At 57.3% G+C, this 21,843-nt stretch carries 22 protein-coding genes and 1 pseudogene; 11 read left to right on the forward strand and 12 right to left on the reverse strand.

All coding sequences use genetic code 11. The features are described from left to right. Positions 1–780: 780 nt before the first annotated feature. Together Q427_RS18100 and Q427_RS18105 are read right to left on the reverse strand one after the other, a co-directional pair. Entirely contained in the window at positions 781–1,089 is a 309-nt protein-coding gene (locus Q427_RS18100; RefSeq protein ID WP_043516518.1) for a hypothetical protein, read from the reverse strand. A 69-nt stretch (positions 1,090–1,158) separates the two neighbouring features. Further along, positions 1,159–2,442: a tyrosine-type recombinase/integrase gene (locus tag Q427_RS18105; protein WP_043516519.1), complete on the reverse strand. Its 1,284-nt coding sequence runs from the start codon at positions 2,440–2,442 to the stop codon at positions 1,159–1,161. A gap of 432 nt (positions 2,443–2,874) precedes the next feature. Here Q427_RS18105 and Q427_RS32555 point away from each other — a divergent pair, with 432 nt between their 5' ends. The 4 genes from Q427_RS32555 to Q427_RS34365 all read left to right on the forward strand — a co-directional run bounded on the left by Q427_RS32555 (position 2,875) and on the right by Q427_RS34365 (position 7,033). Next, complete coding sequence (locus Q427_RS32555) at positions 2,875–3,498, forward strand: hypothetical protein (RefSeq protein ID WP_051496505.1); 624 nt, start codon at positions 2,875–2,877, stop codon at positions 3,496–3,498. Then, the gene (locus tag Q427_RS32560) at positions 3,498–4,265 is read left to right on the forward strand and encodes a GGDEF domain-containing protein (protein ID WP_051496506.1); all 768 of its coding nucleotides are present in this window, start codon (positions 3,498–3,500) and stop codon (positions 4,263–4,265) included. The genes Q427_RS32555 and Q427_RS32560 overlap by 1 nt, the downstream gene beginning before the upstream one ends. A 204-nt stretch (positions 4,266–4,469) precedes the next feature. Further along, positions 4,470–5,822 (forward strand): PAS domain S-box protein, encoded by a 1,353-nt coding sequence (locus tag Q427_RS34360; RefSeq protein ID WP_231613776.1) that lies wholly within the window; start codon positions 4,470–4,472, stop codon positions 5,820–5,822. After that, entirely contained in the window at positions 5,789–7,033 is a 1,245-nt protein-coding gene (locus tag Q427_RS34365) for a putative bifunctional diguanylate cyclase/phosphodiesterase (RefSeq protein WP_231613780.1), read from the forward strand. The genes Q427_RS34360 and Q427_RS34365 overlap by 34 nt, the downstream gene beginning before the upstream one ends. Before the next feature lie 225 nt (positions 7,034–7,258). Here Q427_RS34365 and Q427_RS31480 read toward each other — a convergent pair whose 3' ends face one another. Then, positions 7,259–7,588, reverse strand: coding sequence for a hypothetical protein (locus Q427_RS31480; RefSeq protein ID WP_155833613.1), 330 nt, complete (start codon positions 7,586–7,588; stop codon positions 7,259–7,261). 190 nt (positions 7,589–7,778) lie between these two features. On the opposite strand from Q427_RS31480, the gene Q427_RS29140 reads away from it, so the two are divergent. The 3 genes from Q427_RS29140 to Q427_RS29145 are packed head-to-tail and all read left to right on the forward strand — an operon-like array spanning position 7,779 to position 9,945. Further along, on the forward strand, positions 7,779–8,831 hold the full coding sequence (locus tag Q427_RS29140) for a PAS domain-containing protein (protein ID WP_051496507.1): 1,053 nt from the start codon (positions 7,779–7,781) through the stop codon (positions 8,829–8,831). Between the two features lie 2 nt (positions 8,832–8,833). Next, complete coding sequence (locus Q427_RS18125; protein WP_051496508.1) at positions 8,834–9,580, forward strand: methyl-accepting chemotaxis protein; 747 nt, start codon at positions 8,834–8,836, stop codon at positions 9,578–9,580. Continuing rightward, positions 9,538–9,945 (forward strand): hypothetical protein, encoded by a 408-nt coding sequence (locus Q427_RS29145; RefSeq protein WP_051496509.1) that lies wholly within the window; start codon positions 9,538–9,540, stop codon positions 9,943–9,945. Before Q427_RS18125 ends, Q427_RS29145 begins: the two co-directional genes overlap by 43 nt. A 94-nt stretch (positions 9,946–10,039) precedes the next feature. On the opposite strand, the gene Q427_RS18130 is transcribed toward Q427_RS29145, so the two are convergent. Beyond that, positions 10,040–11,065, reverse strand: a complete 1,026-nt coding sequence (locus tag Q427_RS18130) for a cytochrome-c peroxidase (protein WP_051496510.1) — start codon at positions 11,063–11,065, stop codon at positions 10,040–10,042. Positions 11,066–11,275: 210 nt separating this feature from the next. Further along, the gene (locus Q427_RS18135; RefSeq protein WP_043516520.1) at positions 11,276–11,632 is read right to left on the reverse strand and encodes a rhodanese-like domain-containing protein; all 357 of its coding nucleotides are present in this window, start codon (positions 11,630–11,632) and stop codon (positions 11,276–11,278) included. 130 nt (positions 11,633–11,762) lie between these two features. Here Q427_RS18135 and Q427_RS18140 point away from each other — a divergent pair, with 130 nt between their 5' ends. Both Q427_RS18140 and chrA read left to right on the forward strand, forming a co-directional pair. After that, a complete protein-coding gene (locus tag Q427_RS18140) occupies positions 11,763–12,107 on the forward strand; it encodes a PadR family transcriptional regulator (RefSeq protein WP_043516521.1) in 345 nt (114 codons plus the stop codon). After that, positions 12,104–13,302 (forward strand): annotated as a pseudogene (chrA, locus tag Q427_RS18145) (chromate efflux transporter). Before Q427_RS18140 ends, chrA begins: the two are co-directional and overlap by 4 nt. A gap of 94 nt (positions 13,303–13,396) precedes the next feature. Here chrA and Q427_RS18150 read toward each other — a convergent pair. From Q427_RS18150 to Q427_RS18160, 3 genes are all read right to left on the reverse strand, one after another. After that, entirely contained in the window at positions 13,397–13,798 is a 402-nt protein-coding gene (locus Q427_RS18150) for a thiol-disulfide oxidoreductase DCC family protein (protein ID WP_043516522.1), read from the reverse strand. Then, positions 13,795–15,390, reverse strand: coding sequence for a cryptochrome/photolyase family protein (locus Q427_RS18155; protein ID WP_043516523.1), 1,596 nt, complete (start codon positions 15,388–15,390; stop codon positions 13,795–13,797). Before Q427_RS18155 ends, Q427_RS18150 begins: the two co-directional genes overlap by 4 nt. A 96-nt stretch (positions 15,391–15,486) precedes the next feature. Continuing rightward, complete coding sequence (locus Q427_RS18160) at positions 15,487–16,656, reverse strand: Y-family DNA polymerase (protein WP_269321281.1); 1,170 nt, start codon at positions 16,654–16,656, stop codon at positions 15,487–15,489. A 73-nt stretch (positions 16,657–16,729) separates the two neighbouring features. Here Q427_RS18160 and Q427_RS18165 point away from each other — a divergent pair, with 73 nt between their 5' ends. Then, a complete protein-coding gene (locus Q427_RS18165) occupies positions 16,730–17,332 on the forward strand; it encodes a hypothetical protein (protein ID WP_043516524.1) in 603 nt (200 codons plus the stop codon). A gap of 5 nt (positions 17,333–17,337) precedes the next feature. Here the strand turns inward: Q427_RS18165 and Q427_RS18170 are convergent, their stop codons facing one another. Both Q427_RS18170 and Q427_RS18175 read right to left on the reverse strand, forming a co-directional pair. Continuing rightward, positions 17,338–17,598: a hypothetical protein gene (locus Q427_RS18170; RefSeq protein WP_155833614.1), complete on the reverse strand. Its 261-nt coding sequence runs from the start codon at positions 17,596–17,598 to the stop codon at positions 17,338–17,340. Between the two features lie 66 nt (positions 17,599–17,664). Beyond that, complete coding sequence (locus Q427_RS18175; protein ID WP_043516526.1) at positions 17,665–18,177, reverse strand: hypothetical protein; 513 nt, start codon at positions 18,175–18,177, stop codon at positions 17,665–17,667. 176 nt (positions 18,178–18,353) lie between these two features. On the opposite strand from Q427_RS18175, the gene Q427_RS18180 reads away from it, so the two are divergent. Then, the gene (locus Q427_RS18180) at positions 18,354–18,974 is read left to right on the forward strand and encodes a tyrosine-type recombinase/integrase (protein ID WP_043516527.1); all 621 of its coding nucleotides are present in this window, start codon (positions 18,354–18,356) and stop codon (positions 18,972–18,974) included. 147 nt (positions 18,975–19,121) lie between these two features. Here Q427_RS18180 and Q427_RS30380 read toward each other — a convergent pair whose 3' ends face one another. Both Q427_RS30380 and Q427_RS30385 read right to left on the reverse strand, forming a co-directional pair. Beyond that, positions 19,122–20,075, reverse strand: a complete 954-nt coding sequence (locus tag Q427_RS30380) for a DUF2971 domain-containing protein (protein WP_081786077.1) — start codon at positions 20,073–20,075, stop codon at positions 19,122–19,124. Between the two features lie 72 nt (positions 20,076–20,147). Next, the gene (locus Q427_RS30385; protein WP_081786078.1) at positions 20,148–21,830 is read right to left on the reverse strand and encodes an AIPR family protein; all 1,683 of its coding nucleotides are present in this window, start codon (positions 21,828–21,830) and stop codon (positions 20,148–20,150) included. Positions 21,831–21,843: the final 13 nt, after the last annotated feature.

The raw sequence follows: 21,843 nt of genomic DNA on the forward strand, positions 1-21,843 counted from the left end.
CGTCACCCCGCCCCGCCCGCGCTCTTCGCGTGATTCTTTTCATGCGAGCATGCAACTCATACGAGCCAGCGGTGATTCCGACGGTGAGAGCACCCGTAAGTGCCTGTGATTGCATGCGTTTTTATGCATTCAGGGCCAAGTTTTCGGGGAGAAGGGTGGTGCCTGGCGATTCTGAGAAGGTGAGGGGGTCTCGGAAAAAGGTAACGCAGGTAATTCGGCGATTTTTGGCGCGTAAACATCTGAAAAATAAGGATTCAGGCGTTACCTTTAAAAGGTAACAAGAGGTACTGCAAAAGGTAACGCAATCACAAGTATCTGATTTTAAAGGATATTGATTTTCTCTGATGTGACCCTTCAAAAAGGTAACGCATTACCTTTGCATCACCTTTTTGTTACCTTTTGAACACCTGTTCGAATCCCTTTATATTCATAGGCTTAAGGCGTTATTTGGAAGGGCGTTACCTTTGTTACCTTTTTCCGAGCCCCCCAGGGATTCTAGGATTCCCTCGTGCATGACGTGCACGCATGCGCGTCGCGCGTATGTTCTCGAAAACCCTTGGGAACAGAATGGGAACAAAATCTTGCGATACCCTTGAAATGGCCCTTTTGAAAACAATAGGTTATGCTGTGGATAGGCTATGTCGGAGGTTTCGAATCAACATAGTCCGCCGCAATCCCTGTAAAATCAGGAGGAAAGAAAGCCTTTCCCCCTGATCCCAACAACCAAGCCCACAAAGGACATGCCTTAAGTGTTGGCGGTCATCTGCAAGGCGGTGAGTTTCATGCGGGCTCCTCGTTGCCAGTGAGGGCGCGACCAATCTGCTCGTCGGTCTGGAGCTCGCCTCGTTCGATTCGAGCCTCTACCCACTTGGCGCGGCTCGGACCACGTGACCATGCAGCCGGCTCGGCGTCGCGCTTTCGAATCAGCCCCTTCATGTAGCTCATGGCGTCGATGCGCTGCTGGTGGGTCAGGGCGGGAACTTGCTGCAGGAACATGAAGGTGCCTCTCAGCAGGTTGCGGTTCCGCCCTGCGTCGATGTGGCTGGTAGTGTCGATGGTCAGGTGTTGAGTGCTAATATCATTGGTCATGTCGGCGGTCCTCTCTGTGGTTGCCGATGTGTCGGTCCTAGGGTGTGTCCGCACCCTTGGGCCACCTTGTCAGCCCTCTTGGGCTCGTATTGGCGTCACGCTGCCTTGCGTGGCGCCCTCGGCGCAGAATAGCGCCCAGTCCTTCATCAGCCGGCGGCGCTTCTCGAGCAGGTCGCCCCGTCGATAAGCAGCCTCGGCCTTGTTCTTGATGACGTGCGCCAGGGCCATCTCGCAGATGTCGCCAGGGTAGGCGGTGCGCTCTCCAGCCCAGTCGCGAAACGTTGATCGGAAGCCGTGGGCGGTGACAATGCCGCCGGTGTTTGGATCTCGATAACCCTGGCCTTCGGGCATCGTGCCGTCCATTCGCTTGATGACAGCCGTCAGGGTGTTCTCGGATAGCATCTTGTTGCGTGCAGACGGAAACACCAGGTTGGTGCCTTCATGCCTTGGTAGGGCTTTCAGGAGCGCCACAGCGGCACGTGATAGCGGTACCCGATGTTCCTTGCGTGCCTTCATCCTGTCGGCCGGAATCGTCCATAGGCGTGCATCCAGGTCGATCTCGCTCCAAGTGGCGCCCTTGGCTTCGCTTGAGCGAGCAGCGGTCAGGATGGCGAACTCAAGACAGCGGGCGCCGCTGCCCTCCATGGTCGCCAGATGGCTCATGAATCGCGGCATGTCGTCGATGGGAAGGGCGGAATGGTGGCTCTTCTTCGCCACCTTGCCAGGGTTCGGCAGGCGGGCATCAAGGTTGCCGCGCCAGCGGGCCGGGTTGTCGCCGGTGCGATGGCCACCAGCAGTTGCCCAGTCCAGCACCTTCTCGACGCGACCACGGACGCGCTTCGCTGTCTCGGTCTTGGTGAGCCACAAGTTGCCCCGGGTCAGTAACTCCTCGATATCCGCCAGGGCGATCTCATCGACGCGCTTTGCGCCGATGACGGGAGAGGCGTAGGTCGCTAGCGTGTTCTCCCATTGGGCAGCGTGCTTGATGTTCTTGAACTCGTGGCGCTTCAGAGTCAGGAATTTCTCGGTGGCCTCATCGAAGGTAATGCGCTGGGTTTGTGCCAGCAGTGCCAGACGAGCCACGCGGCGCTCTTCTACCGGGTCAATGCCGGCGGCGATCTTCTCTCGCACGACTCGCGCTTTTGCCCTGGCGTCTGCCAGGGGTACGTCAGGGAAGCCCCCTAGGCCAATGTCACGGCGGCGGTCTCCTATCTTGACGCGCATCACCCACGAGCGAGCACCGGTCTTTGCCACCTGCAGTTGCAGGCCGGCCACACCGCCAACGGCGTACAGCCCCGGGTCGGTGAGGCGCCTTACCTCTGCGGCGGACATTTCGCGGGCTTTCTTGGGCATCTTCGTATCTCCAACTAACCACCCAACATAAGCGGTTAAATTGGATGTTAGGCCATGATGCGGGATAACACAAGGAATACAGTGATAGCGGGGGTTTTGGGCAGGCTTTGACGTGGGGTGTTACGCCGTGAAGTGTGGAAGCGGCGGCCTCCCCCTCCGCCACTGAATATCGATAAAAGCCGCTGATTTCAGCGGCTTTTTCTTTGTTGAGCGTAACTGCATCTGCTCCATACTGTGCATTTGGCTTTCCCCGAATCGTCTCGGAGCCTGTTGGACAACCCGGAAGCGCCTGACTTACCTCCGCGACAGGCCTTGCCTGGGAGCTTGGCGAAGCTGGATGGCAAACTGAAGTCTATGCCGAGGTGCTCAAGAAATCGGTCGCTGTACCTGACACCCTTCGATAGTGCTTCGCTTGGAGATTGAGACCGCCCAATGACATCTTCGAGCGATTCCGAACCCTCGAGTTTCGTCCGCACCCTGGCCAAGGGGTATGCGGTGATGATCCTGTTGCTCCTGGGGCTAGTCCCAGCTTTTGCGATTACCTACCTGCATTTTTTTCAGGCCCCCTCGCTTCGCTTCGAGCATCATGGCTTTCACGAAATTGCCATTGGAATTTCCCTGCTGCAGAGCGGGTTCATCGCCTATGTTACTTACCGTTGCTACCTCCAAACTCGAGAACTGTTTCTGCGCTGGCTTGCGCTTGGCTTTTTCGGATTTACCGTCATCTACGGTTTGCACGGTGCCTTCACACGTTTTTCACACGACCACCTTATGCTATTTACCCTATATGGCCCGGCATCCCGGCTGGTAATGGCGTCGTGCTTGTTACTTGGTTTATTGGCATATGGGCGGCAAGAACAACCCGCCTTGCAAACACGACCTTTAAGATTTTGGCTGGCCTGGCTCGGTGCGTTCGTGGCCATCGATGCTCTTGTCTACCTGTTGGCTTTCTCGGAGTGGGCGGGGGCGTCGCGATGGGTGATGGAAATTGCGGCCATGAGCATCATGTTGAGTTGTGGGGTTATCATTGTTGTTCGCCGCATGCGCTCGCCCTGATGACGATCTACGCATTATCGGTCCTGTTCTTTTCTCAATCCTCTCTCGCGTTCCTGCTGGGGGCGGCTTGGAGTCACATGTGGTGGCTGGCCCATGCAAGTTTTGCGACCGGCTTCATGGCACTGAGCTATGGTATCATCCAGGCTTTCCTGACCACGGGCTCCTTCTCTCGGGTTTATAGTCAATCAGAAATGATGGAACAGCTCAGGGCGGAGAAGGCGCGAACTGACGACGCCTTGCTGAAGTTACAGCACGCGCATGAAGCGCTCGAGGTTGCCGCTGCCACAGATTCACTCACAGGCTGCGCGAATCGCCGGGAATTTGAGGCCCGGGGCAGAGCAGAAGTGGAACGCGTAAAACGTAGCGGAGCACCCCTCTCATTCGTCACGATCGATCTCGATCACTTCAAGCAGATCAACGACGACCATGGGCATAGAGCCGGCGACGAAGTGCTCAGAGTATTTGTCAAGCTGGTGAAAATGACGCTGCGTCCAAGCGATCTGGTTGGCCGAATAGGTGGTGAGGAGTTTGCCCTGATCCTGCCGGACACGCCGCTCGAAGGCGCTGCGATAATAGCGGAGCGATTACGGCAGCTCACCGAAAGAGAAGTTGTTACGCTTTCCGGGGCACAAATACGATTTACGGTGAGCCTCGGTGTTGCACAGTACGGCCCCGATGGTGTCACCTATGACTCCGTAGTTGAAGCGGCGGACAGCCGGATGTATCGCGCAAAACAGGCAGGACGAAACCAGGTCACCACGCCGTGAGTATCGTGGGCGTCAGGTCATTTCCAAACCATGCCCGTGCTGACTTCGGTTGTCCCTTCAAGCCTTGATGCGCCTGATCGCAGACGTAACACGAATGGCTTGTCTTTCGACAACTCACTTGTCTCGCCTAGTGGCCTCCTCCATTATGCTGAAATAACTTTACCGCCTCGTATCATCAGGGGGGAGTGACATGGAGGATTAGGTGTGAGCGACGAACTCATCCTGCTGGAAGCGCAGCAGGATATCCACGAACTGATCGCCCAGCAGGCACCGCTGCAGAACACCCTGGATAGTATCGCCGATTGGATCGGCATCCAGCTGCCCGGCGCCTTGGTGGCCTTCATGAGCTTCGATCCGTCGCGTTGCACCCTCAGTCTGCTGCCCTGCCAACGCTTCTCTCGAGCCTATTACGATCGACTCCAGGATGTTCCCGCCGACACCTCGGCGGCCTCGTTCGGTGCCGCCGCCTACCTGCGCCGGCAGGTCATTACCGAGGATATCCAGACGGATCCGCGCTGGGAGGCCTTTCGTGGTGCGGCCCTTGCTGAGGGACTTCGCGCCTGTTGGTCGAGCCCAGTGATCACCACCCAGGGCGAGCTGCTGGGGACGTTCGGCACCTATTTCCCAGAAGCCAGGGCCCCCAGTGAACTCAGTAAGCGACGGCTCCGCCAGGCCGCCGCCCTGATCGCCCTGGCGGTGATCAGGGACCGTGACAGCCGCCACCACCGTACCCTGGCCGAGTGGCACCGTTCTCTGTTCGTGAATCACCCCGACGGGGTCTACGAGTTCGACCTCGAGGGCCGTTTCCAGCGCGGCAACGCCGCCCTGGAGCGGATCACGGGTTACCCGGAAGGGGACCTGATCGGTCACCACTTCAACGAGTTTGTCGCTCCCGACTATCGCGAGCTGACCCAGGCGGCCTTCGATGCCGCCAAGGCGGGTGCCTCGCGTCAGTACGAGACAGTGGGCGCCCATGCCGACGGCCACCCCCGTCACCTTGAGATCACCAACTTCCCGGTGACCGTCGATGACGAAATCGTCGGCGTCTACGGCATCTGTCACGATATCACCCCGCGCAAGCGTCAGGAGGCCCAGCTTCGTCTGTTGCAAAGGGGCATCGAAGCCAGCCCCAACGGGATCCTCATGGCCGATGCCTCGCGGCACGACCTGCCACTCGTCTATGCCAATGAGGCCTTCTACCGCATGACGGGCTATACCCCGGACGATGTGCTGGGCAGAAACTGTCGCTTCCTGCAAGGTGATGGGACTGACCCTGCAGCCATCGACAGGATCCGCCAGAGCGTGGCGCACCGTACCGAGGTGCAAGTCACGTTGCTCAATTACCGCAGGATGGCACGCCCTTCTGGAATCGATTGGCCATCAATCCGGTCTTCGATGAAGCCGGTCGCTGCACGCACTTCATTGGCATCCAGGAGGACATTACTCAGCAGCAGAATCAGGAAGCCAAGATTGCTCACCAGGCCACCCACGACCTGCTCACCGACTTGCCCAACCGATCCGCATTGGAGAATCAGCTCGAGCATGCTTTCCGCCTGAGTCAGCAGAGTCAGAGCCTGCTAGCGGTGATGCACCTAGATCTCGATGGATTCAAGGCGATCAATGATGGGCTGGGATTCACCATCGGTAATCAACTACTGATGGCCGTCGCCGACCGCCTTCGTCAGCTGCTTCGTCACACCGACACCCTGGCCCGCCTCACCGGGGACGAGTTTGTTTTCTTGATGCCTGGCTTCAGGGCCCGAGAAGAGGTGGTAGCCGCCGCTGAGCGCATCCTAGGGGCTTTGGAACACCCGTTCGAAATCGACGGGCGTGCGTTACACATCAGTACCAGCATTGGCGTTGCTTGCAGCGACGAGGACATCAAGCAGGCCCATGAGCTGCTACAGCATGCCGATCTAGCGGTGGAAGTGGCGAAAAAGCAGGGACGCAACACCTGGCAGTGGTACCAGCGAGAGGGGGTGAGGCACACCAGCGAGCACTTAATGCTGCGTCATGACCTCCACACCGCGCTGCGTGAAAACCAGTTCGAGCTCTACTACCAGCCGGTGGTCAATGCCGCGAGTGGCCAGGTGCTCAGCGTCGAAGCCCTGGTCCGCTGGCATCATCCAAGGCATGGGATGATATCGCCTGGGATCTTCATTCCCATCGCCGAACAAACCGGCCAGATCATCCCCCTGGGTCGCTGGGTGTTGAGACAGGCCTGCCAGAGCCTGGCCGACCTGCGAGCCAAGGGCGAGCGTGTGCTCCCGGTGGCGGTCAACATCTCGTCGCTGCAGTTCCACCGCGATGGTTTCCTCGACGAAGTGCAATACATCCTAGACGAAACAGGCCTTCCACCGGGGTTTCTCGAGCTTGAGATGACCGAGAGCATCCTGATGGAGGGCGCTGAACAGGCCATCGAGATGATTCGGACACTGCGCGGGATGTGCATCACGGTCGCCATTGACGATTTCGGTACTGGCTTCTCCAGCCTCAGCTACCTGCGCGATCTGCCCATTCACAAGATCAAGCTGGATCGCGCCTTCGTCCAGGACATTCTCACCAGCCGCAGCAATGCCGCCATTGTTCAGGGCATCATCACCATGGCCCACCACATGGATCTGGTGGTGGTCGCCGAAGGCGTCGAGACACGTGAACAGCAGCAGGACCTGATCCGTCGCGATTGCGATCTCTTGCAGGGTTTCCTCTTTGCCAGGCCCATGCCCTTGGAAGACCTCATGGCGCTGCCATACATTCTGCCGGAATAGGCCGTGCAACAGTCTCTAGCGCCCAGGTATCTTCAGGGTTTTCTTCATGCCTGTTGCCAGCGTTAGTGGGTCACTGCACTGGCTTCGACAAGCTTGATAAGCAGCCGTGTTTCTCGGCGAAGCTGCTCGATCGACGCCATGTGATTCGCACCCGCTGATGACTTGATGGCCATTGAGGCAGGGGCTCGGCAATGCCACCTTCTGGTAGGTGCGCAAGGCGCCTTCCTACGCATATTCCCCACGCATATCGCTGCTATCCATGATGAGCGCATTGATATCCGGGCTGGCATTTTCCTTCTCGGCGGGTGATCGGTGCTCGCGTTTGCGGTTCGCGCCTGCAGTTATGGAGGGGATACTTCGAGTCGATTCCATCGACACCGGTGATCTCCGTGGCACTGGCCGATGGTCGATAGCCGTCATGGTTGATGAGGTGTGGGGGCTGGCACGGAATGTGACATTATCCATCGGAGTGTTCGGGTGAACGGCAGATTCTGCAATATTTAAATGAATATCAGTTGGATAGAAGCATTCCAAGGTGTCGGTTTCACGGCTCAAGGTAGCTGCAACTCATGAATACTCATGTACATGTTTTGAATTTTGTGAAACTATTGTATGAGATTTGTCGCCCTCTGCATGATAGCAGGAAGCAGGTAGCACCTTGAATCAGGGGCACCGTGATGGCTGTAGGTGGCGACCATCGAGAATCCAAACCTTCACTGTCATGCTCTCATCCCAGGAACGATCGATGCGAAACAATGGTCCGGTCACACAGGTCAACCACTCCCTCTCCCCGGATGATGTGCTCATCTCCAAGACCGACACCCAAAGCTACATCACCTATGCCAACCCTCGCTTCATCGAGATCAGCGGCTTCAGTCTTGATGAGCTGGTGGGCTCGCCACACAACCTCGTGCGCCACCCCGATATGCCTGAGGCCGTCTTCGAGGACATGTGGAAGACTCTGGGCAGCGGCAAGTCGTGGTCGGGCCTGGTCAAGAATCGCTGCAAGAACGGTGATCACTACTGGGTCAGGGCCAACGCGGTTCCGTTGAACGAAGGCGGCACGATCAAGGGCTACGCCTCTATCCGCGTCAAGCCCAGCGAGGAGGAGGTGCGCCAGGCCGATGAGATCTATCGCGACATACGCGAAGGCGGCAAACGCTACGTCATCCAGGAGGGCCAGTGGTATCGCCGCGGGCTCCTCGGCATGCTGAGCCGCTTCAATCCCCACAGCCTGGGGGCACGCATCGGCGGCATCAGCGCCCTGACCTTGGTACTGCTGGGTGTCACCGGTATCGGCGGCGGCTACATGATCCAGCAGCAGAGCCTGGATGAGGAAAGATCGGAACTTCGTGTCCAGGCCTATGACCTGGAGCATCAGGTATTCCTGGGCCAGCAGGCGCTGCTTTCCGGGCTCATTGGCGGCAACGGCGCTGACACGGCGCAGGTAGTCTCCGAGGTGTCCAAGGCGGCGAGTGGCCTTGCCGGTGCCTGGAGCGATCTGCGTGCCGAACTCTCTACGCACGGCATCCCGGTGAGTGACGAGTTGGAGGCACGGATGGCCAGGCTCTCCAACGGTGCCATGGTGGAGATCGCCGATCACCTGCAGGTCGGGCGTATCCAGCAGGCGGAGGCGGCTTTCGCCCGCTTCGTGCAGCAGGAATCGAGTCCGGTCATTGCCGAGCTCGATGCGCTGCAGGGTGAGCTTGCCCAGTGGGCGGAGAGCGCCGCCTTCAATTTTAAATTCGAGGAGCAACTGGCTGGATCTTCACTTTCATTGCACTGGCCGGTGGACTGATCGTGGCGCTCCTGGGCGTGCGGATTGCCGCCTATGTACGCCGCAGCCTGGTCAACGCCAATAACTTTACCCTGCAGGTGGCGGCGGGCAACCTCAAGTCCCCTATGCCGAAGAACGGTAAGGACGAGGTGGGCCAGACCCTGGAGTCGCTGAACTTCATGCGCCGCTCTCTCACCTTCCTGATCGGTGAGATCAATCAGCGGGTCGGCGTGGTGCGCCCGTCGGTCAACGAGCTGCTCGACAGCAACTCCGCCATGGCCAGCCGCATCGAGCAGCAGGCCGCCGCGGTGCAACAGACCGCCGCCAGCACCGAGGAGATATCCACTACCGTTTCCCAGAGTGCAGAGAATGCCCGGTTGGCCAGCCAGGCGTCGACGGGCAACCTGAAAGAGGTCGACCAGGCCAACGAGGTGATGCGCCAGCTGACCGCCTCCATGCAGGAGATTACACGCCAGGCCGAGAACATGGCCGGTATCGTCGGCACCATCGACTCCATCGCTTTCCAGACCAACATCCTGGCCCTCAATGCATCGGTGGAAGCGGCCCGGGCGGGCGAGCACGGTCGCGGCTTTGCGGTGGTCGCCCAGGAGGTGAGAAAGCTCGCCAGCCAGTCGGCAGAGGCCGCCAAGCAGGTCCAGGAGCTGATCCAGCGTGCCCGCGCGGCATCGGTGAGGGCGAGAAGCATACCCTCGACGCCGAACAGGCCATGGAGCGCATCCGCGGCGCCAGTCAGCGGGTCAACGACCTGATGGGCGAAATCAGTGCGGCGAGCGAGGAGCAGAGCGACGGTATCGGCCAGATCAGCCAGGCGATCACCCAGATTGACCAGGGCACCCAGGAGAGCTCGGTGGCGATGCATACCTACAATCGCTCAACCGAGTCCTTGCAGCGGGAGATTCATGCGCTCTCCCACAGCGCGCAAGCCTTTCTCTCGGAGGCCGAGATCAAGGCCATCCGCGAAGGTTCCACAGGCAACGGATCGCACCTGCAGGCCATCCTTCGCAAGAGCGATATCCGGGGCGACCGTCCGGCACTGGCAAGCCTCGTGGGGAGCCGGACACCGTCTACCTCCCGCAGCGCATCATCGAGTGAGGAAGAGTGGGTGACTTTCTGAGCCACACATCGGGCGATGCGTCACAGGCGCTTAACGACATATGGCCGGCCCTGAGGCCGGCCATATGGTCGCATGCTGAAGGAGCCGGACTCGATCAGTCCACCTCGACGCCTTCGGGCAGCTCGAACGGGATACCTTCGGGGGGACGGAAGTTCACCGGTATCTCACCGGTCAGTGCCTCCTGAAAGGCCACCAGTTCGTCCAGTGCTTGGCTGTCCAGGTCCTGGCCAAGCTGAACGCGAGCCATGACCGCGGTAGCGCGACGCAAGTTGTCGACTGAACCGTCATGGAAGTAGGGGCCGGTCTTGGCCACATTGCGCAGCAGCGGCACGCGGAAGAAGAAGCGGTCCGCTTCCTCTCCGGTCGCATCCATCAAGCCGGACATGATCTCGGGCGAGCCGGTGTGCTCCCAGTAGTTCTCCATCACGCCGAAGCGCTGCAGCATGGTGCCCCCGATCAGGTCGCCACTGTGACAGCCGGAACAGCCGGTGTTCATGAAACGATCCAGACCCTTCACTTCCAGTTCACTCATGGCGTCGTCGTCACCTTCGAGCCAGGCATCGAAGGGAGCGGGCGTGCGCAGCGTAGTCTGATAGAACTCCAGTGCCGCGCCATAGTTCTCCGCCGATACTGGGTCGGGGTCGTTGGGGAAGGCGGCCTGGAAAAGCTCTTCGTAACCATGCTCCTTGAGTACTGGCAGGATATCGGCACGGTTGTCGAAGCCCATCGAGCCGGTAATCGAACCCATGGCCTGGGCCGCACCGCTTTCACGGTCTGCCAGCCAGCGCAGCCCGGGAGTCTCCATGGAATGGAACACGGTCTGGGACTGCATGGTACGGCCACCGCGCGCGTTGATCGAACGCTCGCGACTGTCCGAGCCCCAGTTCTCCTGGAAATGGCAGCTCGCGCAGGCCACCTCGCCATTGGAGGAGAGGCGCATGTCCCAGAACAACGCCTGTCCCAGTTCGGCGATAGGGTTAACAATGTCCTCTTCCGGTGTGGCCTGGACGCTGCCCAGCACACGGTTGGCCCGATCCCGCACATCGTCATAATCCATGGCCCATGCGCCGCTCGCCAACATCGCGCCAGACACGGCCATGATCAGTACATGTTTTTTCATTTTTCTCCCCCTACTGATCCATCTCAAAAGCCAGTAGCACTGACCAAGCCAAGGCAACGTATAGGAAGCGTCAGTGGTGCAGCAAGCAGAGGGAAAGACATGCGCGGATTACTTGACCATGGTCAAACACGATTATTCGCTAGTGATCTATAATTATACTAATATATTTGCATTCGTTGCTTCTTGTGCCGATTCACGCAGGCCCCATCATCAGGACTTGTCTTCCGCCTCATAGGCCTTCAGGCCACCCTCAATGCTGACTACCCGGGTGTAGCCCATCTTCTGCAAGGTTTCAGCTGCCAACGCACCCCGGTTGCCGCCCCCACAGTGGCAGACGATAGGCGCTTGCCTGTCGGGTGCCACCTCGCCGATGCGCATCTCCAGGGTCCCTCGACTGATATTCATGGCCCCATCGATGTGACCCGATTCGAACTCTTCCCGATCACGTACATCCAGGAGCAAGGCCCCCTCGGCAACCCGCTCACGGGCCTCGGCGGGAGAGACTTCGGTGATGCGCTGCCTGGCGTCATTGGCCAGCCGTAGAAAATCGTCAGAATGCTTGGTCATTGGAATGGCCTCCTCACATATCAGCCGACAACGGTGCTTTGTATTGGTAGGGGCTGACGTGATAAAACGAAATTCGATATCGATTTTCGTTATCGGATCGTCATCAAAATTACATTCGGCTGTCAACGCCATGGAGCATCATGACCTGCTCGCCGGTCTGGTGAGGCTGCACGTCCTGCACCACGCTGCGGAGCATGAAATATACGGCCAGTGGATGATCCACGAATTGGCGAACCATGGCTATCGGCTGAGTCCCGGTACACTTTATCCCATGCTCCACTCGATGGAGCGCAAGGGTTACCTGACCTCCCGCAAAGCTTACCAGGGAAGCGCCCATCGCAGACTCTACCGGGCTACCGACCTTGGCCGGGAAGGCTTGGCGGTGGCCAGGCGACAGCTGCTGGAACTTGCCGGTGAAGCCATGAACGAGAGAACCGATACCTCGCAAAACGATGACAAGGACCCCGGTCGATGAGCCATCCATCACTTCCTGCAGGGCGCATCAGAGACGTCTTCAGCGCCTTCCTGCTGTTGGGCCTGACCTCCTTCGGTGGCCCCATCGCCCACCTTGGCTATTTTCGCACCGAGTTTGTGGAACGCCGTCGCTGGCTCTCGGAGCAAGCCTATGCCGACCTGGTGGCGCTGTGCCAGTTCCTGCCGGGGCCGGCCAGCAGCCAAGTGGGCTTTGCCCTGGGGCTGATGCGCGCCGGCCCTGGGGCGCCGCGGCGGCCTGGACGGCCTTCACCCTGCCTTCGGCTGTCGTGCTGGTACTGTTCGCCCTGGGTGCTGCCGTGCTCGATGGTCCCGTCAGCCAGGGCATCATCCATGGTCTCAAGGTGACGGCCGTTGCCATCGTCGCCCACGCCGTCTGGGGCATGGCCCGTAGCCTCTGCCCGGATCGTCGGCGCGCCGGCATCGCCCTGGCTGCGGTCTTCACCGTGGTGTTGGTCAGCGGCTCCCTGGGTCAGGTGGCGGCTATCGTCATCGGCGCCCTGGCTGGCATGGCACTGTGCCGTGCCCACGCCGAGGCCAGCGTCCACGATCTGCCGCTGCCCGTCTCGGCCCGCGCCGGCCACCTGGCAGGACTCATCTTCGTTGTCCTGCTGATCGGCCTGCCGCTGCTGGCCTGGGCCAGCCCCTCCGCCACCCTGGCGGTCATGGATGCGTTCTATCGCGCCGGCGCCCTGGTATTCGGCGGCGGGCATGTGGTGCTGCCGCTGCTGGAAGCCGAGGTGGTGCAGTCCGGCTGGGTGAGCCCGGACGACTTCCTGGCCGGCTATGGTGCCGCCCAGGCCGTGCCGGGGCCGCTGTTCACCTTTGCCGCCTATCTGGGAGCGGTGATGGCACCGCTCGGCGGCGGCCTGCTCGTTGCCGCCCTGGCGCTGGTGATGATCTTCCTGCCCGGGTTGCTGTTGCTGGTGGCGGTGCTGCCCCATTGGAACCGCTTCCGTCGCTGGGACAGCGCCCAGGCGCTGATGAGAGGGGCCAATGCGGCAGTCGTGGGTATCCTTGGTGCCGCCCTCTACCAGCCGGTCTGGACCAGCGCCATCCTCGGCCCCCATGAGTTTTCCCTGGCGCTGATGGGCTTTCTGCTGCTCAGCGTATGGAAGCTGCCCGCCTGGGCGGTGGTGGTCGTCCTGGCCGGCGGCGGTATCCTTGTCGCCCCATAGCGCGCACTGCATTCATCCCATGCGCATTGGCAGGTTCGACGCCTGGCCATCAGCTTGGGGTCGTTCTGCTTCGGCTGCCGTCTCGATAACGTCGTTAGTGAGGTGATTTTCGTCGTCTCGCCACCCAGCGCCCCAGGCGCACGCGGCGGCGGGCAAACCACCGGTACCCCCCATCCATCACTGCCGACAGTCCCGGCAGGGTGCTCAACCAGACCAGACGGCGATAGCCCAGCACGGCATAGAGGGCGCGGCTGGCGTCCATGCCGATGAACCAGCGCCCCTTGGCATCGCGGGCATGAAGCTTGCCCATCATGTCGGCAAAACGCTTGCCCAGCGGCCCGGGGTCGAAATCCGGTGCCTGGATATCCACCAGATCAACTCGCCCACGATGGGGGTGACGGGCCAACCAGGCCACCTCTCGCTGACATAGCGGGCAGTGGCCGTCATGGTAGAGGGTCACCGGGGCCTTGGCGGCCAGGGTTTCGTGTCGGCTCATGGAGCCTCCTCGGCATAGCCGGTCATGTGTTGAATGCGCTGCTCCTCACCGTCGTCAGGCCAGGCAGTTGCTCGCGGCAACTGGGCCAGGAAGGCACTTGCCTGATCACGGATCGCTGCGCGCTTCGTTTCGTTCATCCTCCCCAGCGAGCCGTAGATCAGTGCCATGCGCGGGTTGCCGGCGAGTGCGTCGGCGTGTCGCTCCAGAAAGCCCCAGTAGAGGCTGTTCAGCGGACAGGCGTCCTTGCCGATGACGAGCTTCGGGTCAAAGCAGCAGTGGCGGCAGTGGTCGGACATACGGTCGATATACTTCCCGGAGGCGCAGTAGGGCTTGGAGCCCATCAGCCCCCCGTCAGCGTGCAGCACCATGCCCAGCACGTTGGGTAGCTCCACCCACTCGCAGGCGTCGGCATAGACCGCCAGGTACCAGTCGCACAGCGCCTCGGGGGCCACGTCGCAGAGCAGGGCAAAATTGCCGGTCACCATCAGCCGCTGGATGTGGTGAGCGTAGGCGTTGTCGCGCGTCATCTCGATGGCGCGCTTCAGGCAGTGCAGCTCGGTATCGCCGCTCCAGTAACAGGCGGGCAGGTCGCCGGTTGCACCCAGCGTGTTGCCGCGCTTGTAGTCCGGCATTCGCGTCCAGTAGAGGCCACGCACATACTCCCGCCAGCCCAGTATCTGGCGAATGAACCCCTCGACCGAGTTCAGCGGTGCACGGCCCTCGAGGTATTCGCGCTCGGCCCCCTCGCACACCTCCCTGGGCGAGAGCAGCCCAATATTGAGCGCCGCGGCGAGTCGTGAGTGGAATAGAAACGGATCGGTGTCGCTGATCGCATCCTGATAGCAGCCGAAGGTGGGCAGCAGTCGGGACAGGAAGTGGCGCAGGTCGACCAGCGCCTGGCGTCGTGTGACCGGCCAGTGGAAGCCATCGAGCGTCCCGAAGTGGTCGCCGAAGTGTTCCGCCACCAGGTCGAGCACCGCCGAGGTGGTGGCGTCGCGGCCATGGCGCGGCGGTTCGGGGACGTCAGGAGCAGCGGGCAGCGGCTCGCGGTTCGCATGATCGAAGTTCCACTTCCCGCCCGCGGGGGCCTCGTCCTCCATCAGCAGACCGGTGCGACGACGTTGCTCGCGATAGAAGAACTCCAGGCGCAGCGATCTGCGACCCTGCGCCCAGTCGGCGAAGGCTGCTGGGGTGGTAAAGAAACGGTCGTCCTCCAGAAGCCGCCAGGGCAGGGCTGCACTCTCTCGCTCGCTCATCGATTGCCACAGCCGCCACTCGCCGGGGCGCACTATGCGAATCTCGTCACAGCCGTAGCGCTCGGCGAGGCGTTCCGCCTCGGGCACCAGTGACTGGAGGTTGTCAGGGTCGTCCAGGGCGCTGTAGTGCACGTGAAGGCCCCGGTCGCGTAGCGTCGCAGCGAAGTGGCGCATGGCGGCCAGGATCAGGGCGATCTTCTGGGGGTGGTGGGGGACATAGCGTCCCTCGGCCGCCACTTCGCACATCGCCACCACGGTGCCGTCCGGCAGGTCGCGCAGGCTGGGCAGGTCGAGGCTGAGCTGGTCGCCGAGCACCAGGACGAGGGGGCGTGGCATGAGATTGACCTCAAATTGTACAGATATATTAAATTGTACAGCTTTGTGTTCCCAGCGGCGAGCGGCCTGAGCCACTGTTTATTCTGATTACGGCCGTTATTTCGCCAGTGCCGCTGGCAGCTCCTCCCAGCGGGTCGAGTAGCGGTTCGTGCGGCTGGCGCAGCGCAGGTGCCAGGCAGCGCCCGGGCTGGGCGTGCCGAGTTTTACGGTGCCGCGTCCCATTCGTCTGTTCAGCTCGTCCATGGTGGTCATCAGGCTCTGGCTACGCTGCCGCTCGGCGGCGCTCTGTGGCGTATCCAGCAGGGAGAGCTGCTGCCGGTCGGCGTCAATCAGGTCCAGCAGCATCACGCCACCTTTCTGGTACCGGTAGCCCTTGCGGTAGATACGCTGCAGGGCGTGGCCGGCGGCACAGAGGATCTCGCGGCTGTCATCGGTGGGGCGGGGCAGTTCGACTGCCAGGCTTGGCGAGTACTGGGGCAGATCGTTGCGAAATGGATTGGTCTTGAGGAACACCAGTACCGCGCGAGCAAGGCTGCCCTGGCTTCGCAGCTTTTCGGCGCCTCGCTGGCCGTGTTGGCGGATGGCCTCGCGAATCTCGCCCAGGTTGTCGGTAAGCTTGCCGAACGAGCGGCTGGTCATGATGCGCTGGCGGGCCTCATCGGCGTCGTTCATCTCGATGCACGGGGTGCCACGCAGCTCCAGGGCGGTGCGCTCGAGGGTGACGCCGAACTGTCGGCGTATCCTCCTGGGGTCGGCCTGGGCAAGATCCCAGCCGGTGCGAATCCCCAGCACGGCGAGGCGCTCGACCAGCCGTCGGCCTACGCCCCAGAGGTCGCCCAGTTCAAAGCGCCGGAGCAAGGCGCGGGTTTCAACGCTCTCGGCCCGTAGCACGCAGACACCGTCATAGGCGGGGATCTTCTTTGCTGCCCTGTTGGCCAGCTTGGCCAGGGTGCGGGTGGGAGCGACCCCGACGCAGACGGGAATGCCGGTGTATTGTCGCACCTTATGATGGAGCTGCCGCGCATGCTCGAGCAGTTGGCCTGGCTCGAAGCCGTCGAAGCGCACGAACATCTCATCGATGCTGTAGGGCTCGACTCCGGCAGAAAACTCCCCGAGCACCGCTTGCACCCGTTGGCTCATATCGCCGTAGAGCTCGTAGTTGCTCGAGAGCAGGCGAATCCGACCCTGGCCCACCAGGTGCTGGAGCTTGAAGGCGGGCGTACCCATGGTGATATCGAGAGCCTTCAGTTCGTTGGAAAGGGCGATCCAGTTCTACAGGGCAGGTGACCCTATGGTGACATAGACCTAACTATTTGAAGAAAGGAGATTTTCTGATGATATGCCTAATGTCACCACTTTAACCAAAAAAAATTATATTATAGAGAAAAATTGTCACCACCTTAGGGTCGGCACATCAGCTAGGGACGAGCTGAAGGAGACGAGGCCGGACATTCCTACACAATCCAGGCTACCGGACGAAAGCAACCTCGACTTCCCGCCATTGACGCGCCTTGACTTGGCGGAACTTAGCGATAACGAGCACAAAAATGCTTGGGAGCGCCGTCCAGCAAGCTTTGCAAGCTTGGAAGCCGCCTGCGGTACGCTGAGGATTTTACTGGCGCTGGCCGGCATCGCTGACGACACCGGGTGGCGGCATCTGATGACTCACAGCGAGATTCTAAAGCTGGCCGACGATTTACCTGATTGCGATGTTGAAGACGAAGAGTCCCCGCCGGATCGAATAGTTGCGTCCGGCTCACCTTCGCCGAGTGCCGACTCATTGCGGCATGATCTGCTGAACCGGCGCAAGCAAGACATCGTCGACCAGCAAGGTCGCGCAGAGGCGACCAGCCGTCATGTTACTGCGCCAGGTTGTAGTCTCTCATCAGCAGGCGTGGCGTGCCGGGTAGGCCTCAGCCAGCCACTGCCAATAGTCGGCTAGGGCTTCTATCTCCGGCAGGCGGTCGCTGACGCTACCACCGTCGAGAACGTCAACCGTGGCAGCGGTGAAGTGACCCCCTCCAGAGCTGCACAGGCTATAGTGCCGGCATCACGATTCTGGAACACGGCGGAAAAGGGCTCGCGGGCGAAAACATCCTGGCGGTCGAGGAAAACCACGAGGTCGCCATCGTACTCCACCTCGCTGTCGCGCCACAGAAAGCCGTAATGCTCGCGGTAGGTGCTGCGCTCCAGGTCATTTCTGGCCAAAAGCGGACATACAAAGAACAATAATATAACTCATCATGCTTAGCCACTTTCGGCTGCAGCGGATTGTTAAGTACCGGGCCTGCGTCTGGGCTCACACAGCTTTGTGAAGAAGGGGTTGGGAATCAGCTTGATTCCAACCGCTTCGTACCGCGCGCGTATGTTTTCCATATCCCACTCGTTCGGCATCTGGAGCGGGTGAAGTGTTCGGTCCTCCTGCTTGGTGATAGTGGCTAAGTGCCAATACTTTTCAAGCAACTCTTCGATGAATTCGGGAGTCAGCGTCCCTTGTCGAGCGGAGCGCTCACAAGGACCTTGTATGTACCTCGTCTTCGGAACCAAATGCTCCCACACAAGGTCGCGATGATCGCGCCGCTCAAGTTGTTCAAGCGCGCCTTGGCTCGTCCAGTGCGTTTTGTGGTATTTGTTCTCGCCTTTAAAGAGTGCAAGGTGTGCATTGGAAAGGAATTTGTTCAGTCCCTCCCGTAACCCGGAAACGACCACCGGATCAGTCCAGTCGGTAGATGACAGTACTTTGAAGTAAGCATTCGCAAGGTGCTGGAGTAAGTCATCGGCTGTCATTTTGATGCTGTCTATTTCCTAACAGGAATTATCGGATGCTCTGATATTTAATAAACGCGCATGCAGTATTTTTCGGGGCGTCCGCTTTGGGACCGTTTTTGACCGATTCAAAGATCCAGCACACGTCGAGCATGTTCTGGACCATCCTATACACTCCACCCGAGGAGGTCCATACCATGAACACATCAAAAACAGCTACCCGCCAGACCTGGAACAAAGGTAAGCTGGTTGGCCAGAAAAAACCGCTTCGCCTCAAAGACATTTGGGCCATTCGTGTCAGGCTGAAGCTTGCTGCCAAGACGCGAGAGCTCGCGCTATTCGAGGTGGCGATCGATAGCAAACTGCGAGCCTGTGACTTAGTCAAGTTACGCGTGCGAGATGTATCCCATGGCAACCATGTGTCTTCAAGAGCCATCGTCACGCAGCAGAAAACGAAAAGGCCAGTACAGTTTGAGATAACCGAACAGACTCGCACTGCCTTAGAAGAGTGGATGAAGCTCGCACATCTCCGTAACGATGACTACTTGTTTACAAGTCGCCTGAGTAACTCGTGTCACTTGTCTACGCGGCAGTACGCGCGTATCGTTAAATCTTGGGTAACCGCTATTGGTCTAGAGCCTTCGGCCTATGGTACCCACACGTTGCGACGCACCAAGGCATCGCTTATCTACCGCCGAACCAAAAACCTGAGAGCCGTTCAACTGCTCCTAGGCCATACGAAACTCGAAAGCACGGTAAGATACCTAGGGATTGAGGTGGATGATGCATTGGCCATGGCTGAGCAGACAGAGGTATAGCGAGGCCAGCGACGGCTTAGCCTCTAGGCCGTCGCTATCCGGCCAGAAGCGGCCATTGAGATTTTCCTGGTATAACGCTGCCAACACGCGCAGCTTTATAGTGGAGGTGAAGCCGCAACGAAAAAGCTGTTGGTGTGCTTAGCCTTGTTATATTTCCTGGAAATCGAGGCTATAGTAATCTAGGTTCTTTCTTGCTTTCCAAACATCTAGATACCCTGTAGAGGATGCGTACCCCCCAATGACATTCTTCTTATCAAGATCCGATCTAAGTCCAAACAAGCAATTGTTGATGCTACTAGATGACAACTTCATTAAATACACTACCTCGGGATTACGGCTTAACTTCGCCAAATGCATCGAAACGGATACCCGTTCGAAATCATCTTTAATATCCATAAGATTAATTACAGCTCGGCCACTATTCGGATCGACAAATGACCACTCTGCAGACGAAACTCGGTCTCTAACACGCTCGCTAGGTATAAGGTCAATACTTTCAAGAACTACTCGATCTGATTGCTCTAATCTAAGGACAACTCGGTGCTCTTGCTCATAAATCCATTCGTCACTTTTTTGCATAAAAACTTCATGTAGTATTCTATCAGCACCTTCCACTGAGATATTCGAGTAATCATAGTCGAATTTGTCATTTCTGTATCGCAGCCCCTTCCTGTAGGAAACCGGCTTAGGAATTCCATCAAACGGTGAGTTTTCCTCACCCCAGGAAGAATTTATAATAGAATCCGCTCTGAACAGGTTCTGGAAAATGGAACCGTTACCTGGAAGAGACACTATGCCGATGGCAAGCCCTTTATGCTCGTTTGCATAATGAGCCCACATCAATAGATTCTCTTTGTTTTCTGAAAAGCATATAACACCGATATTATGCATCCGCATCTCGATGTACTGAGAAAAGCTCAAATCGCCGAATTCTGGATCTTGGGCCGTTGGATAATCAAAATTGCCGGCTAATTCTTCTAAGCTGCCCTTGCAGAATGAAGCCTCGAATGGGTCATTCAAAACTGTTGGCTGAGATAGTCGGATGAACCCATCACTAAAGATATCTCTTGGTTCATACATATACTTAAACAATTTCTTCAATGATGACCCCCGGGCAAAAAATTTAACGCCCAAAGCAGGAGCGCAGCTTGCTGCGTCCCTTGCCTTTGTTTGTTAGCTGTGATTAACATGCAGCTCTTTACTTATATTAGAGTCAAGTGAGGAAGATTTTAATTCCGCATTCAGGTCTTTGTCGATATCCACAATAGCCAATAGAATATCAAATGCTTCTTCTGTTAGATTCACAAAATCTACTTTCCCTTCTTGTATTTCAGCAATTTCACTGTCCAGTTTTTCGGTGTCTAACCACGAGTCAGACCCTCTAAAGATATACGAGACTATTCTGGATATATGAAAGGATGCATTCTTAGAAATGTACCGGCGTTTTTCATTATCATTCTTTACGTACGAATTGCTTCTTAATTCACTTTTTACATTTGAATAAATCAAAGAGGAAAGAACCAATGGCTGAACTATGCCACCAGTGAATATTTTTTCGTAAAACTCGCTCCATACTTTATATTTTCTGCTGCGAGCATCGCTACATCGTTTCTGGACAATGCCAAGATATGAAGTGGCAGCTACATCATTTGAAATAATAGCCGTTTTATGGATACCCTCGATGTTGTCGTATTGCCTTGGCTTTCTCTCGTAATACAAATTGTAGAACTGAAACCCTTTTTCAATATCTATTTGCACCTCATCGTTGGATCTTAAATTTCTCCCAGATATCTTATTTTGATTGTTTGTGGTCAAGACAATCCGGTCAACAAGGTCGGTATCATCTGTTTGATATATTCTAACAATGACTCGTGCATCCTTCTGCAGCACTCCCTCTCTTCCTGCTCTGGCCAAGGATGAAGCGGTTTGGCAGCCATTAACAATTTGCATATTGGTAAGTTTTACGTGAGGGTCATCAGGGTCTGTAACGGGGTCGACCTTATCGCACACGATTGTAATCCCGTTATTTAAGAACCAAAACAAGTAGCTAGTATCAGCATTGGAACACGTAGATAGAATTTCGGGGTTGACACTACCTCTATTTCCTAAGTATTTTCTGATATTTAAATCAAAAACATATCCGTTTTTATCGTCATTCACTATTTTAGCTATTTCTGTAGCTGGTACTGAGCATACGATTCCAGTTAATCCTTGTGTTTGATATTTTATCAATGATGGCGCATTAGCATCGTATCTCATTTTTATATCAGCGCTAATTTTCTTATTTTTCTTTTCTAATGCATTTATTCGATCTACTATTTCATCCGCGCTCCAGTATTCGAATTTAAAAGAAGAAAAAACTTCATTATCATATTCGTCTACTATGCTTTTCTCTTCCTGCTTACACTCAACAGAAACATCTGTTCCTGGAGCATTCGTTACATAGGAAACTCTAACATGTATATTTGATGGACCAATTGAGCTCTGCAAGGCTCTATAGCTTAAAATTTGATCTTTGAAGTTGGTGTTCGAAAGACCCGAAATATCTTTCCTGGCTTTATTAAAAATCCATTGCAATCCATTTCTCATTTGGATGAGGATATTGGATTCAAAAGACTGTGTATTCTTTACTTGGAGTATGTAAATATAAGCTTCATCATTTTCATCAATTACTGTTATGACGTCTATTTGCTTATCCTGCCCTCCGTCAACGAGCTCACTTTCTTCAAATGAATGAAGGCTTTGATCAGTGATCAAAGAATGGGCAAGTCTTGTAAAGGCTTCATCCTCAGCCAGTTCCAGGTGACTAGCTGTTTTCTCAATATTACTTTGTACAATTTGCTGTCGAATGTTCATGATTCTTCCTTTT

Source organism: Halomonas sp. BC04 (genome assembly GCF_000568385.1).